The sequence below is a fragment of the Streptomyces flavusporus genome (assembly GCF_046267975.1).
Classification (GTDB): domain Bacteria; phylum Actinomycetota; class Actinomycetes; order Streptomycetales; family Streptomycetaceae; genus Streptomyces; species Streptomyces flavusporus.
The window spans coordinates 6,129,596-6,145,908 of sequence record NZ_CP176503.1 but is presented as its reverse complement, the minus strand read 5'-3'; the positions used below and the strand labels follow the sequence as shown (position 1 = coordinate 6,145,908).

Annotated in this window: 11 protein-coding genes and 2 pseudogenes; 4 read left to right on the top strand and 9 right to left on the bottom strand. The window is 68.9% G+C overall.

Annotated features, from left to right (window positions below; genetic code table 11):
- Nucleotides 1–88 precede the first annotated feature (88 nt).
- Nucleotides 89–421 carry a hypothetical protein gene (locus ACKTSN_RS29040; protein ID WP_409471800.1) on the bottom strand — a complete coding sequence of 111 codons (333 nt, stop codon included), beginning with the start codon at nucleotides 419–421 and terminating at the stop codon, nucleotides 89–91.
- Between the two features lie 949 nt (nucleotides 422–1,370).
- Nucleotides 1,371–2,678, bottom strand: a pseudogene (locus tag ACKTSN_RS29035) (RHS repeat-associated core domain-containing protein); the annotation flags it as partial.
- Between the two features lie 3 nt (nucleotides 2,679–2,681).
- On the opposite strand from ACKTSN_RS29035, the pseudogene ACKTSN_RS29030 reads away from it, so the two are divergent.
- Nucleotides 2,682–4,929 (top strand): annotated as a pseudogene (locus ACKTSN_RS29030) (DNRLRE domain-containing protein); the annotation flags it as partial.
- Nucleotides 4,930–5,021: 92 nt separating this feature from the next.
- On the opposite strand, the gene ACKTSN_RS29025 reads toward ACKTSN_RS29030, so the two are convergent.
- The 4 genes from ACKTSN_RS29025 to ACKTSN_RS29010 form a co-directional block, all read right to left on the bottom strand.
- Complete coding sequence (locus tag ACKTSN_RS29025; protein ID WP_409474952.1) at nucleotides 5,022–6,197, bottom strand: acyltransferase family protein; 1,176 nt, start codon at nucleotides 6,195–6,197, stop codon at nucleotides 5,022–5,024.
- 14 nt (nucleotides 6,198–6,211) lie between these two features.
- Entirely contained in the window at nucleotides 6,212–8,413 is a 2,202-nt protein-coding gene (locus tag ACKTSN_RS29020; protein WP_409471799.1) for a glycosyltransferase, read from the bottom strand.
- Nucleotides 8,414–8,451: 38 nt separating this feature from the next.
- On the bottom strand, nucleotides 8,452–9,468 hold the full coding sequence (locus ACKTSN_RS29015; protein WP_409471798.1) for a hypothetical protein: 1,017 nt from the start codon (nucleotides 9,466–9,468) through the stop codon (nucleotides 8,452–8,454).
- 156 nt (nucleotides 9,469–9,624) lie between these two features.
- Nucleotides 9,625–10,596: a LysR family transcriptional regulator gene (locus tag ACKTSN_RS29010; protein WP_409471797.1), complete on the bottom strand. Its 972-nt coding sequence runs from the start codon at nucleotides 10,594–10,596 to the stop codon at nucleotides 9,625–9,627.
- 84 nt (nucleotides 10,597–10,680) lie between these two features.
- On the opposite strand from ACKTSN_RS29010, the gene ACKTSN_RS29005 reads away from it, so the two are divergent.
- From ACKTSN_RS29005 to ACKTSN_RS28995, 3 genes are all read left to right on the top strand, one after another.
- The gene (locus ACKTSN_RS29005) at nucleotides 10,681–12,009 is read left to right on the top strand and encodes an MFS transporter (protein WP_409471796.1); all 1,329 of its coding nucleotides are present in this window, start codon (nucleotides 10,681–10,683) and stop codon (nucleotides 12,007–12,009) included.
- A gap of 70 nt (nucleotides 12,010–12,079) precedes the next feature.
- Nucleotides 12,080–13,090: a LacI family DNA-binding transcriptional regulator gene (locus tag ACKTSN_RS29000; protein WP_409471795.1), complete on the top strand. Its 1,011-nt coding sequence runs from the start codon at nucleotides 12,080–12,082 to the stop codon at nucleotides 13,088–13,090.
- Between the two features lie 237 nt (nucleotides 13,091–13,327).
- Nucleotides 13,328–13,462 carry a hypothetical protein gene (locus tag ACKTSN_RS28995; protein WP_409471794.1) on the top strand — a complete coding sequence of 45 codons (135 nt, stop codon included), beginning with the start codon at nucleotides 13,328–13,330 and terminating at the stop codon, nucleotides 13,460–13,462.
- Between the two features lie 250 nt (nucleotides 13,463–13,712).
- Here the strand turns inward: ACKTSN_RS28995 and ACKTSN_RS28990 are convergent, their stop codons facing one another.
- From ACKTSN_RS28990 to ACKTSN_RS28980, 3 genes are all read right to left on the bottom strand, one after another.
- Entirely contained in the window at nucleotides 13,713–14,702 is a 990-nt protein-coding gene (locus tag ACKTSN_RS28990) for an extracellular catalytic domain type 1 short-chain-length polyhydroxyalkanoate depolymerase (RefSeq protein WP_409471793.1), read from the bottom strand.
- Nucleotides 14,703–14,779: 77 nt separating this feature from the next.
- The gene (locus ACKTSN_RS28985) at nucleotides 14,780–15,340 is read right to left on the bottom strand and encodes a hypothetical protein (protein WP_409471792.1); all 561 of its coding nucleotides are present in this window, start codon (nucleotides 15,338–15,340) and stop codon (nucleotides 14,780–14,782) included.
- A gap of 7 nt (nucleotides 15,341–15,347) precedes the next feature.
- Nucleotides 15,348–16,058 carry a DUF4232 domain-containing protein gene (locus ACKTSN_RS28980; protein WP_409471791.1) on the bottom strand — a complete coding sequence of 237 codons (711 nt, stop codon included), beginning with the start codon at nucleotides 16,056–16,058 and terminating at the stop codon, nucleotides 15,348–15,350.
- Nucleotides 16,059–16,313 lie beyond the last annotated feature (255 nt).

The following is a 16,313-nucleotide window of genomic DNA, read 5'->3' as shown; positions in this document are numbered from 1 at the left end:
AACCAGCGGCGCTCAGATTTCCGACCTTGTCCAATTACGTCGACCGAAGCTTCAAATTCAGGCGCGCCAAGATTTCTGGATTCGGCGGTCAACTCTGTGTACGGCTGGGCTTCAAGGAACTCGGCAGCCCGGAAATCCAAACTGTCACATCGTAAGAGATGTCGGATGGCGAATCACTAACCACCACTCGATGCTCACCTCGACTAGAGCAGCGATAGACGGTCTCGAACTCGCCACTATCGAGCAACGATACCGACACGTACCAACCGACAGAAGGCTCTACCGGCTCCACAACGAAAGAGCCATTATCATGGGAATTAAGCTCGCCGATGAACTCAAAGATCAGGTCCTCGGAAGGATTATCGAAGCGCTCTCCGCGTTCATTTTCAATGAAGCAGTAAGGGCTGCCGAGGATAGACATTCTGTTTCCCTTTGCAAGTTGCGCCGTTCCAGGTCGACACCCGAGTTTAAGCGAAGGGTACCAGCCAGGAGCCACCGGCAGGGGATCGTCGGGGCCAGGAGTGAAGCCCCCGACCTCACGACCACATCTATCGCCCAAGGTCTCTGAATAGACCACCGCCGGTTGCATATCGGAGATCTTGCTCCCAGGTCTGACTCGGCGTGACGGCTCCTCTATGGTCTTCGAAGTTGGCGGGACCAGGGTGTCGCTCGACCATGTATCGTTCCGCGTCCAGAGCGTCACGCCTTGAATCAAAATTCTTAATGATCTGCATGCGCGCCCCACCCATCTCAGCTATTTGCCGGGACGAATAGCGAGCAACAGGGTTCCCCGATATACCCCACTTGATGAGCTTGCCAGTGGAGCTGACGATCGCATAGAACGAGGTCTGTCCGATATCAGGCAACGGTCCGGCAATCGGCTTGCTGGTCTTGAAGCTCCGCCCCCGGGCTCCAGCACTGGTCAGGTTGCCAGGCCCTTCGCCACCACCTCCACCAAGCACTGCGGCCGCAGACATCGCAGATGCGAAGGAGGCCACGCTCCCCATGCAGCCACTCTTGCGCCCAAGAATCGCACAAGCTCGGAATTTCAACAGCGCCAGCTGTTGCTGATCCATTTGGGCTGCTTCTGGGGTCTCCGCTCCAGTCAGGCACGGTCCCAGCGCGTACTTGCAGTAGTTGTCGATTACCCGGCTAAGGATGTGGCCGTACTGGTTGGCGTACTTCCAACTACGCTCAACGAAGACCTTCGGGTAAACCTCCTGGTATTTCTTCGTAACGACAGATGGGGTGACGTTGCCGGCGTCCAGGGCCGCTTGATAGTTCTGAGAATTCTTCTCTTCGCCCGGGACATGCCCCGGAGTGGTGTTTTCGGCACCAGGGCTGGGACGGGTCGGGCAGTCAATGTAAGGGCACAGCCCGGTGGGGTCGCTCTTGCTGACCGGGCTGTTGTTGCTGTACGCGTACCCGTTCATCTGCAGCGGATCCGCGAGGTTCATGATCGGGTCCGCCGACAGGAAACGGCCGGAGTTCTGGTCGTACTCGCGGGCGCCTATGTGAGTAAGACCCGTTGCCGCGTCATCAATGCCCACGCCCAGGTAGCCGCGCTTGTTGGGCCAGTTGGTCGGCTTGGTGCCACGGACCTCGCCGTACGGCTTGAACTCGCGGCGGGTGACGGGCTGACCGCTCGACACTTCCATCGTTGTGTTTGCCGTGCCGAGGTGGTCCGGGAGCAGGACGTTCAGCTTGTGGCCCGTCGTCGCGCCGTTGCTCGTGGTCCGGGTCACCGTAGGTGCGCCGGGTTGGGCGTAGGAGCGGGAAGCCTTGGTGATCACACCCGTGGCGTCCGTCGTCACCTCGGTCTCGCCCAGGTAGAGCGTCGAGCCCGACGGTGAGTTCTCCAGGGTGCGGTTGCCGGCGGCGTCGTAGACGTACGTCGTCTTCTTGCCGTCGTCCGTGATGGTGTCGAGCTTGTTCTCGGCCGTCCAGGTCAGGTTCTGCGTTGTGGAGGACAGGTCCCGGACCTCGGTGTTGCCGACCGCGTCGTAGGTGTAGCTGCTGCCCTGGCCGGACGGGTTGGAGCTGACCCACTTCATGAGGTGCGGCCGCGCGGTGTCGTAGCCGTACGTGAAGGTGGTGTTATTGGACGCGTCCGCCGGGTCCTGCTCCGTCATCACGCGGCGGTTGCCGAGCCAGTCGTAGGTGAAGGACTGGCGATAGGCCGTCGTGCCGGTGGCGACCGTGGCCGCGTCGGGAGCGGTAGCCGCCAGTGTCGACGACAGCGAGCTGTCCGGGCTCGACACGTCCGTCGACGCGTCCGGGGCATCGGCCACCGGGCCGGAGGACGCCACATAGTCGGTGCGGTGGCCCCACGTCGTGCCGTTCGACGCCTTGCAGCCGGTGCCGTTGCCGTCAGGGGTGATCTTCGAGGTCCAGGCGTTGACCAGCTCGCCCATAACGTCGTACGTGAAGCACTGGCTGTCCCAGGTCTCGCCCGAGGCGTCCGACAGCTTGCGCGCGTGGGACGTGATCGTGCCCGACTTGTCGTACGAGTAGTAGCCGTCCGAGATGCGATGCGGACCCGAGGTCTCCCGGTCGGCGACCGTGCGCTGGAGACGGCCGGTGTGCGGGTCGACGAAGTTGGTGGTCCAGACCCGGTAGGGCTGGGAGCCGGACACCGTCCGCAGGACCTCGCCGTACGGCGAGTAGGTGACGTCGGAGGCGACCCGGCCACCACGTACCCGGTCTTCATCGACCCGTCGGTGAAGAAGCACACGCAGGACTGGACCACCGCCTACAGCCGCCACCCCAACGCCACCTTCTACAACGGCAGGGGCTTCAACAAGGGCGGTACGCACGAGGCCCGCGTCGGCTTCGAGTCGGACACCTGGGGCACCTCCCGCTCGTACTTCAACATCGCCTTCGACAAGGACCTCAAGGGCACGAAGATCACCAGAGCGAAGCTGCGCATGCTGGAGACGTACTCCTGGTCGTGCAGCGCCCGTTCGATGAGCGTGCACCTCACCGGCCCGGTCAACGGCAAGACCAACTGGAAGAACGCACCCAAGCTGCACGATGGCAACAAGTTCGCGACCAAGAGCTTCGCGCACGGATACAAGTCCGGTTGCCGGGACGCGTACGAGACGTTCGACGTGCGGAAGGCGGCCCAGAAGCAGGCCGACCAGGGCAAGGACACCATCACCTTCGGCCTGCGCGCACGTGACGAGCACTCGCAGTACGCGTGGAAGAAGTTCCAGGCCAATGGCGACAACGCGCCCGTGCTGGAGCTCGTCTACAACCGCAAACCGACCATGGACGCCAAGTCGCTCGATCTCGGCCCGGACGGCAAGTGCACCACCACCGAGCCGTACGTCCGCATGGGCTCGGGCAACCTGACGTTCACCGCACGAGCGTCCGACAAGGACAGCAACCTCGACTACCTCGATTTCGACCTGTGGCCGCACGGCAAGTGGGAGACGACTGGCGATCTGCTGGGCTCCACCGGCAAGGTTTCCGTCGGCGGTGACAAGGACACCGCACTGCGCACGACGACGGGCTTCTCCACCAGCAAGCTCACCAACGGCACCCTGTACTCGTGGCGGGTGCGCGCCGTCGACGACGCCGGTACCAGCTCGAGCTACGCCCCGGCCAAGACGCCGTGCCGCTTCGTCCTCGACACCACCGCGCCCAGGCCGCCGAAGGTCAGCTCCACCGACTTCCCCAACGCCGACGGCAGCGAGAACGGCTTCGGCAACGACGCCGAGGACGCCAACTGGTCCACCAAGAAGTTCGGCACACCCGGATCGTTCACGGTCCGCGCGCTCAACAGCGACGTCGTGCGCTACGAGTATGGCTTCAACTCGCCCACCTACACCGGCAGCCTCACACGCACCGCCGGCACGGCCACCAGCGTCAGTGCGACCATCTCCAACGCCAAACCGCCGACGGCCGGGCCCAACGTGCTCTACGTCAGGGCCGTGGACAGCGCGGGCAACCCCTCGCAGGCGACGAAGTACTTCTTCTACGTCACGCCCCGGGACCAGGCCGACGCGTCGGGCGACTTCACCGGCGACAAGCTGCCCGACATGATGGTCGTCACCGAGGCAGGCAACCTGGCCCTGTATCCCTCGCAGGCCACCACCGACCTCACCAAGGGCAGCGGCGACCTGGACTACTCGATGCCCGGCGCCTACCGGGACAACCCCGACAAGGACCCCAACGGCGACGACCTGCCGCCCTACGTGGCCGCGCCCAACGGTCACTTCAAGGGCGCGCTGATCACCCACAACGGCGACATCTACGGCGGCGACGGTCTCCAGGACCTGGTCGTCAGGGTCGGAGGCAAGCTGTGGGTGTACCCCGGTGACGGCTACGGCGCCGTCAACATCGACAAGCGCCGCGAGATCCTCCTCCCCGACGGCGCCCCCAGCCCCGCCGACCTGACCCAGTTCGTGTCGGCAGGCGACGCCACCGGAGACGGCCGGACCGACTTCTTCGCCACCATCGGCGACGAGCTGTGGGTCTTCACCGGCTACCACGGAGCAACCATCGACCAGGCGACCCGGCTGTGGGCCTCGGGCTGGACCAGCCGGGACATCGTCACCGCGCTGGACGTCAGCGGCGACGGTGTCACCGACCTCGTCTACCGGTCCGACACGTCGGGCAGGCTCCTGCTGCGCAAGGGCATCGCCGCCTCCGGAGGCGGGGTCAGCCTCACCCTCACTGGGCAACGCCGGAAGCTCGGCCGGGGGCGAGGACAGCGAGTACGGCGCAGCAGGCTGGGCGGTCAGCAACTTCCCGCTGCTGATGGGCACCCCCGACGCCAACGGCGACGCCATCCCCGACGTATGGGGCGTGCGGTCCGACGGATCCGTACGGTTCTACGCGGGCGGCCGGACCACCGTCCCGGGGTCCGGCACAGAGATCATCGCTCCGGCGAGCTACTGGAAGACGCGCATCGCGATCGGGTGACGCCGTCCCTGGCCGCCAGTTGACGACACTGGCGGCCAGGTGCACGCGCGACAGAAGAAAGGAAACGGTCTCCAGCCAGGCCCGGTATTCTCCTACCTGGCGTGTGTGCGCCTCTTGCGACCCCCGTCCGGCCACAGCTGCGGCTTCCTCTTCGCCGCCAGGTCCTCCGCCCAGCCGAACCAGACGATGCAGCCTCCGATGAGCACCCAAGTGAGGGCCAGGACCGGCCATGGGCTCTCCAGCAGCCAGGAGTAGTGCTGCTCCAACGTCTCCACACCCCACAGCCGGTCCCACAGCGTCGCGGCCACGAGAATGCAGATGTTGTGCCAGAGGTAGATCGTCACGGCGCGGGAATTAAGGAGCTCGATCAGGCCGGACCAGCGGCGCAGCCGGTGGGGCCACTCGGACCAGGACGGGCTGACGTGCAACAGCAGCAACACCGTTCCGAAGGACCACATGGCCTGGGCCAGGGGCATGCTGTCCAGATCGTGGTCCGTGGTGAAGTTGTGGTTCACGGCGTACCAGAGGCCCAGGCCTGCGATGAACGGGGCGACGGACGGGATGACGTAGCGCGGCAGGCGCTTCAGGACGCCTTCCTGGTACGCCATGCCGAGGATCCAACAAGCGCCGAACGTGCTGAAGTCCGTGACGGCGGAGTCGATTCGCTCGCCGGGCAGGGAGAGCAGGCCGGATTCGAGGGCGGCCGACAGGGCGATCGGCATCAAGATCGTCGACCAGGGCAGCCGGCGCAGGGCTCGCAGCAGGAAGGGGGAAAGGAGGACGTACCAGACATATGCGCGGACGTACCACAGCGGTCCGGCCAGTTCCGTGGCCCAGTCCTCACCGAGGAGACCTTGGATGCCGGGCAGGCCCTCGGCGTACGGCGGGTCGCTGAGCGGCAGGATCCAAAACGTGAGGTGGAGCCACCACGAACCGGGGTGGCCGTCGTCCTCCGGTCCCCAGCCCTGCAACAGCATCCCCGCCACGCCGATCGCACCCAGTAGCCACAGCGGAGGAAGCAGTCGGCGGAGCCGGCCTCGTACGACGGACAACGGCGGACGCTTGAGCGAGCGGGCCATGAGATTGCCCGCGAGGGCGAACATCACGCCCATGGACGGGAACACCAACGGCAGCCACGCCCAGCCTGTCAGGTGGTAGAGGACTACTCGGAAGAGGGCGATGGCGCGGAGCAGGTCGAAGTAGCGGTCTCTGACCCGCCCCTGGGAATGGGAGGGTGGCTGATCTGGGGCGTCCGTGCCGGGCGGCATGGTGGCCGGGCTGCTCATCCCACCGGCCTCCGATCCTCACTGCTCGTAGTCCGCGGGCTGGGGACCGCCCCCAACGGCGCCCCGACCGCTCCCGTCCGCCGCAGCTTCTGCCACCGCAGCCGACCGCCCGTCAGGGCGGTGATCCAGGACTGGAGCAGGACCACGTACATGAGTTGGCGGTAGAGGATCTGCTGGAGCGGGAGCGAGATGAGGTGGGTCATGCGTTCGCGGTCCAGGCGGAAGGCGTACGCCGCGCAGAAGAGCTGGATCGCCAGGACGCCCAGCCAGGCCACGATCGTCTTTCCGGTCGGGCCGAAGATGATGCCATACAACAAGAACACGTCGATCAGGGGGGCCAGGAGTGGGGCCAGGACCATGAACAGGGACACAAGCGGCAGGCCCAAGCGGCCGAAACGGCCCGACGGGCCTCGGTCCAGAAGGGCGCGGCGGTGCTTCCAAATGGCCTGCATCGTGCCGTACGACCAGCGGTAACGCTGCGACCACAGCTGCTGGACCGTCTCCGGGGCCTCGGTCCAGGCGCGGGCGTTCTCCGCGTAGACCACTCGCCAGCCGTCGCGGTGCAACGCCATGGTGATGTCGGTGTCCTCGGCGAGGGTGTCGTCGCTCATGCCGCCGACTCGTTCCAACGCCGATCGGCGGAACGCTCCCACCGCGCCCGGGATCGTCGGCATGCAGCGCAGGATGTCGTACATGCGGCGGTCGAGGTTGAAGCCCATCACGTACTCGATGTGCTGCCACGCCCCGATGAGTGAGTCGCGGTTGCCGACCTTCGCGTTGCCGGCGACCGCGCCGACCTGCGGGTCGCCGAAGGGCTGGACGAGTTCGCGGACGGTGGAGGGTTCAAAGACGGTGTCACCGTCCATCATGACCACGATGTCGTGACGGGCGTTCGCCAGGCCCCGGTTGAGCGCCGCCGGCTTGCCCGCGTTGAGCTGGCGGACGACGCGGACGCCCGGCAGGCCCATCGCCTCGACGATGCGGGCCGTGCCGTCGGAGGAGCCGTCGTCGACGACGATCACCTCGATCGGGTGCTCGCTCGCCATCAGGGAACGGACGGTGTTCTCGATGCACTTGGCCTCGTTGTACGCCGGGACCAGCACCGACACCGGTTCGGTGACCGGTGGTCCCCAGCTGAAGCCGGGGCGCCGGACGCGGCGGGCGTGCCAGCCGGAGAGGACGAGCATCAGGACGAAGCGTCCGATGACCAGGGAGCCGACCACCGCCAGGCCGACCACCAGCACGTCGGTGATGTTCTCCGAGGTCTGGACGAGGACGATCCACGCCTTGCCCTTCCACAGCTCCAGGCCGCTGACCTGCGTGTGCGCACTGGGGGCGTCGAGGGCTTCGGTGAGGTTGTCGAACTCGTAGCCCCGGTCCTTCATGTCCGGCAGGAACCGGTCCAACGCCGCAACCGTCTGGCTGCGGTCGCCGCCGGAGTCGTGCATCAGGACGATCGCGCCCTTGCCGTCGGCCGGGGTGGAGCGGCGGATGATCTCGTCGGCGCCGGGCCTGCGCCAGTCCTCGCTGTCGGTGTTGTTGACGACGGTGATGTAGCCGCGCCTGCCGATGTACTCGGTCACCGGCCAGGACTTGTTGTCCATGGCGGCGGAGAACGAGGAGTACGGCGGACGGAAGAGCGAGGTACGGATGCCGGCGGCGCCGGATATCGCGAGCTGGTTCTGGGACAGCTCCCAGTCGATGCGCTGCTTCGACTGGTAGGAGAGGTCGGGGTGGTTGAAGGTGTGCAGGCCGACCTCGTGGCCCTCCTCCACCATGCGCTTGACCAGGTCGGGATAGCGCGAGGCCATGGTGCCGGTGACGAAGAAGACGGCGTGCGCGTCGTGCTTCTTCAGCACGTCCAGGACCTTCGGCGTCCAGTCCGGGTCCGGGCCGTCGTCGAAGGTGAGGACGAGGCGGTGGTCGGGCACGCTCAGGCTCGCGGTGCGGCCGCTGCGCGTGTCGATGACCGGGCCCCCGTTCAGGATCCGCTCCGGAACGCGGTCGGTGGCGGCCGGGGGGCGGACGCGGTGGTCGGCCAGGATCTCGCTGTGCACATAGCCGCGCAGCATCAGCATCGCCATCAGGGCGACGAGGACGAGCACGGGCAGCAGATAGCGCAGGGGCAGGCGGCGGCGCCGGGAGCCGTCGCGGGCTCCGGTCCGGCCGGCCCCTTGACGGCTTGGGCGGGATGCCATCAGAGGAGGTGCTCCAGGGACTACAGGGACTACAGGGACTACAGGGACGGGGTGGTGAGCGCGGCGGCAGCCTGGTCCTGGGCGGCAGGGACCGGCTGGGGCGGGCCGTCCGCCACCGTGCCGGTGCCGGCGCTCGTGCCCCCGCTTTCACCGCCCGTCGGCGGGGACGGGTCGGCCGAGGTGCCGCCGGTGGGGCTCGGGTCGGGCGAGTTGGTGACCGGCGACGACGGGACGGGCGGGGCCGGGTCGCTGGTGCCGGGGTCGGGGGTCGTCCGCGTCGCGGTGGGCGTGGGGTCGGCGGACGTGCCCGGCGCATCGGGGGTGGTGGCGGTGCCGGGGGCGGTGGCGTCGGCGTCGCCCGGCACCGGCGTGGTGTCGGGGCCGGCCGTCGGCGTGCTGCTCGGGGTTTCGACGGCGGTGGCGGAGGGCTGCGCCGACTGCGCGGGCAGCGGGGGGCTGTCGACCTTGCCGGCCGGTTTGCCGTTCTGGTCCGGGACGGGCAGCCAGGGGGCGTCGGAGCTGCCGGACAGTAGGGTCGCGACGATGACGACGGCGTAGATCGCGCAGGCCAGGCCCACGGCCATGCCTATACGGCGGAACGTACGGCTTCTGCGGCCCGACTCGTCCACGAACACGGGACCGTCGGAGGCGTCCTGCGCACCGCCCGGCCGCGCGGGTCCCGGCTGCCCGGGGACCAGCTGACCCAGGTGCAGGCCTACGGCGTCGAGCTGGACGGTGACCTCGTGGGGGTCGTGGGTGGGGGCGCCGGATATCTCGGGGGATATCTCGGTGTGCCTGTCCGCCGCACCGCCGGCACGTCCGCCGGGCTGTCCGCTCTCCTCGGGTTCCGCCCAGGGATCACGCAGGGCGATCGCCTTGGTCTCCGGGTCCCGGTCGTCGTCCTGTACGGCCGACGTGCTCCCGGTCTCCGGGAAGGCCTGGGTCTCCCCGACCCGGCGCCGACCCCGGCCCGACAGCCCCCGCACTTCCCCCGTCGGGGACGCAGGTTCGGGCCACTCTGCTTCAGGTTGGGCGTCTTCTCGCCACTTGCTCACGCGCGCACTTCCCCCCACGGGACAGTTCCGGGTGCGCAGACGACACCGAGCACCCGTCGACCGAACCAAGCCCCCTTGAGGTTCGAGCGCCCCGTTTACCACACCGTGCTCGGGCCATGAATGTAGCGCACGCGGAGGTTGTGTGTGTGCGGGGTGTCATTTCTGGACATTCGGCGAGCGCTTGTCGATGGCGGGGATCCAGCCCCCGACCGGCAGCCGCAGCCACCCCTCCTCGGCCGTCAGCCCGGCAGCGGCCCGACGCAGCGCATCGAACGCCGGATGCACCAGCCCCTTCCGCCACACCAACGACACCGGTGACAGCGGAACGGGGTCGACGAGCGGCCGCCGTACCGTCCGGGGCATGTCCGGGAAGTCCACCACGGCGAGCACCGGGCAGCGGGTCTTGGCCATGATCCGCTCGAACTCCTCGTCACCGACGGCCAGGGGAAGCGGTGGCGCGATCTCGATCCCCCGCCCCTCGAACAGGCGGCGCGCGAGGTCGGTCCACTCCGGCGTCCGCGGATTCCCCGCCCCCGCGTACACGGTCTCGCCCGCCAGCTCGGCGAGCGGCACCGCCTCCAGGGAGACCAGCCGGTGGTCCTCGGGCAGCACGATCGCCATCGGCTCGTACCGGACGAGCTGGTGCTCCAACTGCGCCCGCAGCGCCGGTTCCAGACCGGCGAAGCGCCCGAACGATGCGTCCAGCCGCCCGGCGAGCAGCTCCCCCGCCGCGCCGGTCAGCCCGCTCTCGTAGCGGGCCATCAGCTCATGCTCCGGAGCGAGTTCGCGGGCCCGGTGCAGCACCTGGCGCGGGGTACCGAGCCCCGGGGAGTTCAGGTCGACCAGCAGGGGGCGGGCCTGCCCGAAGGCGGCGAGGAGCTCCTCCTGCGCCGTCAGCGCCCGGCGCGCGTACGGCAGCAGCCGCTCACCGTCCGCCGTCAGCGTCACCTGTCGGGTGGTCCGCACGAACAGCTCGGCGCCCACCTCCCGCTCCAGCCGCCGTACGTCCCTGCTGAGCGCCTGCTGGGCGACGTAGAGACGGGCCGCGGCACGGGTGAAGTGCAGCTCCTCGGCGACGGTGACGAAGGCGCGCAGGAGGCGGGGGTCGAGGTGGGTCGGGGCGGGCATCCGGCGAACTTACAACACGGGTGCGTGAATCGGTACGGAGTAAGTGTTGGACCCGGTGATCGTTCACGGGCGACGGTTGCCCCCATGCCGGACATCCCTCAGCCCCTCCGCACCGCCACCCCTCAGCCCCTCCACACCGTCACCGCAGACACCCTCGTCACCGTCGACTTCTCCCCCCGCTCCGGCGACCGCCGGCCCGGCCCGTACCGCCGCCTGTTCACGATCCCCGGCACCCGGGCCTTCACCGCCGGAAACCTGATCGCCCGGCTCCCCATGGGCATGTTCAGCGTGAGCGCGGTCGTGATGATCGCCGGCACGCGGGGCTCGTACGCCCTCGCCGGCGCCGTCACCGCGACCGGCCTCGCGGCGACCGCGGTGGTCGCTCCGTGGGTCGCGCGGCTCATCGACCGGCACGGCCAGGCCCGGATCGCCGTACCGGCCACGCTGCTGGCGGTCCTCGGCAGCCTGGCCCTGCTGCTCTGCGTGCACTACGACGCCCCCGACTGGACCCTCTTCGCCGCCTACGCGGCCACCGCGACGACCCCCAACATCGGTGGCATGTCCCGCGCCCGCTGGGCCCATCTGCTGCGCGGCGACGCCGAGGCCCTGCACACCGCGAACTCCTTCGAGCAGGCCGCGGACGAACTGTGCTTCATGCTGGGGCCGGTGCTCGCCGCCCTGCTGTGCGGGTCGCTCTTCCCGGAGGCGGGCACGCTGGCCGGCGCGGTGCTGCTGCTCACCGGCATGCTGCTGTTCACCGCACAGCGTTCGACGCAGCCGCCCGTCGGACCCCTCCGGAAGACCCGGTCCCCGCTCCGCTCACCCGGCATCCCCCGGCTGCTCACCGCCTTCCTGGCCACCGGCGCGGTGTTCGGCTCGATGGAGGTGGTCACGATCGCCTTCGCCGACGCACAGGGCAGCCGCACGGCGGCGGGTGTCCTGCTCGGCCTCCAGGCGGCGGCCTCGGGCGCGGCCGGGCTGCTGTTCGGCACGCTGCGACCGACGGGCCCGGCGGAACGCCGGCTGCCGTGGTGCATGGCCGCGATGGCGTCCCTCATGGCCCTCCCCCTGCTGGCCGCGAACCTGACGCCGTCCCTCGTCGCCCTGGCGGCCGCGCTGCTCCTGGCCGGCATGGCAACGGCTCCCACGATGGTCACCGCCATGACGCTTCTCCAGCACCGCACGCCGGCCGACCGCCTCAACGAGGGCATGACCCTCGCCGTGACCGCCCTCCTCGGCGGCATCGCCTGCGGCAGCGCCGTCGGGGGCTGGGCGGTGGAGCAGCTGTCGGTGACGGCGGGGTACGGCGTGCCCGTCGCAGCGGCGACCCTGGCGCTGGCGGTCTCGCTCGGTTCGTTCGGCGGCCCGAACCGCCTCACGGATTCCCGCGCAAGTTCCCGCACAACCCATTGACGCCCTGACAGCTCCCCCATACGTTCCCCCGTCGAAGCGCTTCGACGTTTCTCTCCCTGGAGCTGGACTGATGGTCAAGATCACGGACGTGGCCCGGCACGCCGGAGTCTCCCCCAGCACCGTGTCCTACGCGCTCAGCGGCAAACGCCCGATCTCCGAGGAGACCCGGCAGCGCGTCGAGGCCTCCATCCGCGCCCTCGGCTACCGCCCGCACGCCGGCGCCCGCGCGCTGGCCACCAGCAGGTCGAACGTGCTGGCGCTGGTGGTGCCGTTACGGGCCGGGATCCATGTGCCGGTGGTGATGCAGTTCGCGGTGTCGGTGGTGACGACGGCACGCGGGCACGACCACGACGTGCTGCTGCTGACGCGGGAGGAGGGCGAGGAGGGGCTCCGGCGGGTCGCGGACACCGCGCTGGTGGACGCGCTGATCGTGATGGACGTCCAACTGGCCGACCCCCGGCTGCCGTTGCTGCGCTCACTGGACCGGCCGTCGGTGCTGATCGGCTTCCCCGCCGAGCCGGCCGGGCTGACCTGCATCGACCTCGACTTCAAGGCGGCGGGTGAGGCGTGCGTGGACCATCTGGCGCGGCTCGGGCACCGGGTGGTGGCGCTGGTGGGGTCACCGCCGGAGGTGTACGTACGGCAGACGGCGTTCGCCCAGCGGGTGGTGCAGGGCTTCACGGCCGCCGCCGACCAGGGGCGGCTGGCGTCGTCCGTGCACCCGTGCGAGGCGTCACCCGCGGCGGCTCGCGCTGTCGCGGAGCAACTGCTGCGGGAGCAGCCCGCGTTGACGGGCGTCGTCGTCCACAACGAGGCGATCCTGGAGCCCCTGATCGACGCCTTCGAGGAGCTGGGACTGCAGGTGCCGGGCGACCTGTCCGTCACCGCGATATGCCCGGACGAGCTGGCCGAGTCACTGCGGGTGCCGGTGACGTCGATCGCGTTGCCGTCTGGTGAGGTGGGGGCGCGGGCGGTGGAGTTGCTGGTGAAGAAGCTGGGCGGAAAGGCCGTACCGGAGGCGACGTTGCTGGCGCCGAGGATGACGGAGCGGGGGAGTACGGCGCGGCGGGCGGTTGCGTGAACAGTGGCTGATCACGGTGCCGGGTGGGGGGCTGGTGTGCTGTACTTGGATGCGAGGAACGGCGCCGTCTGGGCGGGTAATGCTTTACTCAGGCGGATGCCCAAGCTCAAGAGGAGCCTGTCGGATGTCCCCAGGACCTGTGGGGACATCCGGCTAGCTGCTGAGCCACCAGAGAAGGTGGGCCCCACTCAGAGCGCGAACTCCGAGCGGGGCCCCGGCTCAACAGGAGCCTGTCGGATGTCCCCAGACCGGATGGGGATATCCGGCTACCTGGTGAGCCACCAGAGCAGCCACCTCCTCGCGTGCTTCGCAGCCCGCTCCGGCAAGAGCCGGATCAGCCGCATGACGAGAGTCGGTTTCTGCTCCTCGTGACAACCCATGTGGAGGCGTCCTCCCTTCGACGCGAGGCGGCCTGCACACGGTCCCGGGACCGCTCTCGTCGGGCCGGGCCCCGAGGGGACGGGGCCCGGTGTGAAGGGAGGACGCACCCATAGGGCGCGTCACCGGACAAATGCTAGCGTCTCCAACGCCGTTGCTGTGCCAGGTCGTTCAACAGCGGGCGGGCTTGCGCCACGAGTACTCGAGGTCGCCGTTCATGCCGGCGGCGACAGAGCACTTCGGCTCAGCCCAGCCCCCAGGCCCGCCCCATCCGGAATGCGGCGCACAGGTTCACGTCGAGGACATACGCCCCGGCGCTCCCGCACTGCTCACTCCCGCTCCCGGGATCGACGGGCTGCCCGTGTCCCATCCCGGTGATGCTGTACGTCTCCACGACCGCACGCCCGCCCGCGTCCTTGAAGACCTGGTGGGGATAGCCGGCGACGGTGTCGCTGACGTCGGCGGCCTGATCGGCACCGTGCACATCGGTCCACTGCCGCATCAGGTCGGTCATGTTGACGGGCTTCACGGTGTAGTCGGCCGTGCCCTGGAAGGCGATCAGTGTGGGCCAGGGGCCGGTGTACCCGGGCCGGGCGGCGCGCACCCGGTCCCCCCACTGCTTCGGGGTCTGTGTGGCCCCGACGTACATGCACACATACGGCGACCCGGCGGCCTGCGCACACCCGTACGGCAGCCCGGCGACGATCCCGCCCGCCGTGAACTTCTCCGGGTACGCCGCCATCATCACGGCGGTCATCCCGCCCCCGGCGGACAGCCCGGTGATGTAGACGCGCGACGTGTCGCCGGAGGTGTCGGCGAGTTGCCGGTCGACCATCTGCGCGACGGACGCGGCCTCGCCCTGGCCTCGTGCGATGTCGCCGCTCTGGAACCAGTTGAAGCAGGACGAGGCGTTGTTGGCGGTCTGCTGCTGCGGCAGCACGACGGAGAAGCCCCAGCGGTCGGCGAGTTGCATCCATCCGCTGCCGGTGCCGTACCCGGAGGCGTTCTGCGTGCACCCGTGCAGCGCGACGACCACGGGGCGCCCGGTCGGGAGGCCGTCGGGGACGTACCGGAACATCCGCAGCGCGCCCGGGTTGGTCCCGAACCCGGTGACTTCCTGGAGGGATGCGGCAGCCGCCCGGCCCGGGGTGAGGACGGCGGCGATCAGGGCGACGAGAAGGGTCGCCAGCACGGGGATGTGGCTACGACGGCTTGCGGCTCTGGTCTGTGTCATGCGGAGGGACCGTAGAAGCGTGAACGACCCGCCGATATGGAGTGGGACACCACAACGGACGCGTCCACCATGGTGGTTCACCGAGTGAGCGACCTGCCCGTACGGAACTGCCGCGCAAGCGTCTTCGGGTCCCGCGCGACCTGCCACAGGCCGACCGCGAGCAGCAGCAGGCTGCTGACGAAACAGACCCAGAACACGAACTGGGCGCCCGACGCGAGATTGTCGGTGCTGCCGCCCTCCTGGAGGCAGTATGCCTGCGGGGGAAACGCCTTGGAGACGCCGATGCCCCCGTAGCGCATGGAGCACGGGTCCTCGCCGGGGTCCTTGATCGTGTCGTTCGCCGTGACGACCAGCAGCCAGGCCGGCGCCGCCACCGGAGCCGTGACGAACACGGTGGTCTTCGTCCAGGTCGGCACGCGGGGATGGCCGACGAGCCCGTTCAGCGCGATCAGTACGACGACGAACACCGCACCGACCCAGGCGGCGGAAGGCATTCCGAAGACCGCGTCCAGGAGCCAGACCACCACGGCCACCGGGGGCGCGGTGAGGACAAGGATCTTGACGCCGGGCGCGACACGCGGAAGGGCGAGCAGGTACAGCGCTCCCGCCCACGCGAGGAGGACCAAGAAACCGATCACCGAGGGCTCAGGGAGACGGGAAGGACGAAGGGACGACGGACGGGTACGGCGGCATCGGCCGCGCGGTGTCGATGTCGGTCCCTCGGTGCGTCTCGTCCCTCTTCCACGGCCCGACGCCGAGCTGACCCGTCGTCCCGAGGTCCAGTTCCGGCTCGACCACCACAGGGCCGGCACCGGGCTTCGCCCGCACGCGGACGTACGGCGCGTTGACCGGGTCGCCGACGCCGGCCTCCGTGGTGTTCCGCCACGCCAGCGTCGACTGCGCGGCCTCACCCGGCCGCAGAACAACGGGGTGCGGGCTGCCGCTCCCACCGGTGGCGGTGCTGATCCGGTCGGTCCCCTGGAGGATCCGCACGCCGTCGACTTTGTCGTGGTCCTCGTCGAGGAGTTCGAGCTCCGGGTAGCCGTTGAGCCGATAGGTCTCGGTGCCGCAGTTGACGAGATGCAGCCCGACGACGCGCAGCCCCATGGCGGCGTCCCCCTTGTCCGCGTAGACGTGCACGCCGGAGGCGGGGCACGGCCCCGAGGCGGACGGCGCCTCGTCGGCGGGAACGCTGCGCACCTTGATCACCTCCACGCCCGACACCTCTGGCGCGTCCCCGGCCGGCTCCGTCATGGCGACGATCCCCTTGACGGTCCGCCCCGGCCCGACCGACTCGACGGTCTTCTCGACGTTGTCGACCGCGCCTGCGGAACCCGTCAGGAACCCGATGGTCACCGTATAAGAGGTCGTTTGATGTAGGCGAATCGCCCTCTAAGTGGGCATTTAGGTATGGCTTGCGGTGTTGCGTCGTTCTTGCGGCGTGATCTCTTTGGAGTGATTCACGCCCTACGTGCAGTTTCACGGCCTTCCAGGCTCCAGCCTCGGCGCCTATTTACTCCGCATCTCGCACCCAGATTCCGTCTGGTCTATGGACGTCATGGAAACGCCCAGCCGGTCAAGTACCGCTGTCAGCGGTGCTGTTCGTGTAAG

What these genes read in the sequence shown, in the direction of transcription:
- ACKTSN_RS29040 (WP_409471800.1), bottom strand. Translation starts at nt 421, where the DNA reads ATGTCTATCCTCGGCAGCCCTTACTGCTTCATTGAAAATGAACGCGGA.
- ACKTSN_RS29025 (WP_409474952.1), bottom strand. Translation starts at nt 6,197, where the DNA reads ATGCCGCCCGGCACGGACGCCCCAGATCAGCCACCCTCCCATTCCCAG.
- ACKTSN_RS29020 (WP_409471799.1), bottom strand. Translation starts at nt 8,413, where the DNA reads ATGGCATCCCGCCCAAGCCGTCAAGGGGCCGGCCGGACCGGAGCCCGC.
- ACKTSN_RS29010 (WP_409471797.1), bottom strand. Translation starts at nt 10,596, where the DNA reads ATGCCCGCCCCGACCCACCTCGACCCCCGCCTCCTGCGCGCCTTCGTC.
- ACKTSN_RS29005 (WP_409471796.1), top strand. Translation starts at nt 10,681, where the DNA reads ATGCCGGACATCCCTCAGCCCCTCCGCACCGCCACCCCTCAGCCCCTC.
- ACKTSN_RS29000 (WP_409471795.1), top strand. Translation starts at nt 12,080, where the DNA reads ATGGTCAAGATCACGGACGTGGCCCGGCACGCCGGAGTCTCCCCCAGC.
- ACKTSN_RS28995 (WP_409471794.1), top strand. Translation starts at nt 13,328, where the DNA reads ATGTCCCCAGACCGGATGGGGATATCCGGCTACCTGGTGAGCCACCAG.
- ACKTSN_RS28990 (WP_409471793.1), bottom strand. Translation starts at nt 14,702, where the DNA reads ATGACACAGACCAGAGCCGCAAGCCGTCGTAGCCACATCCCCGTGCTG.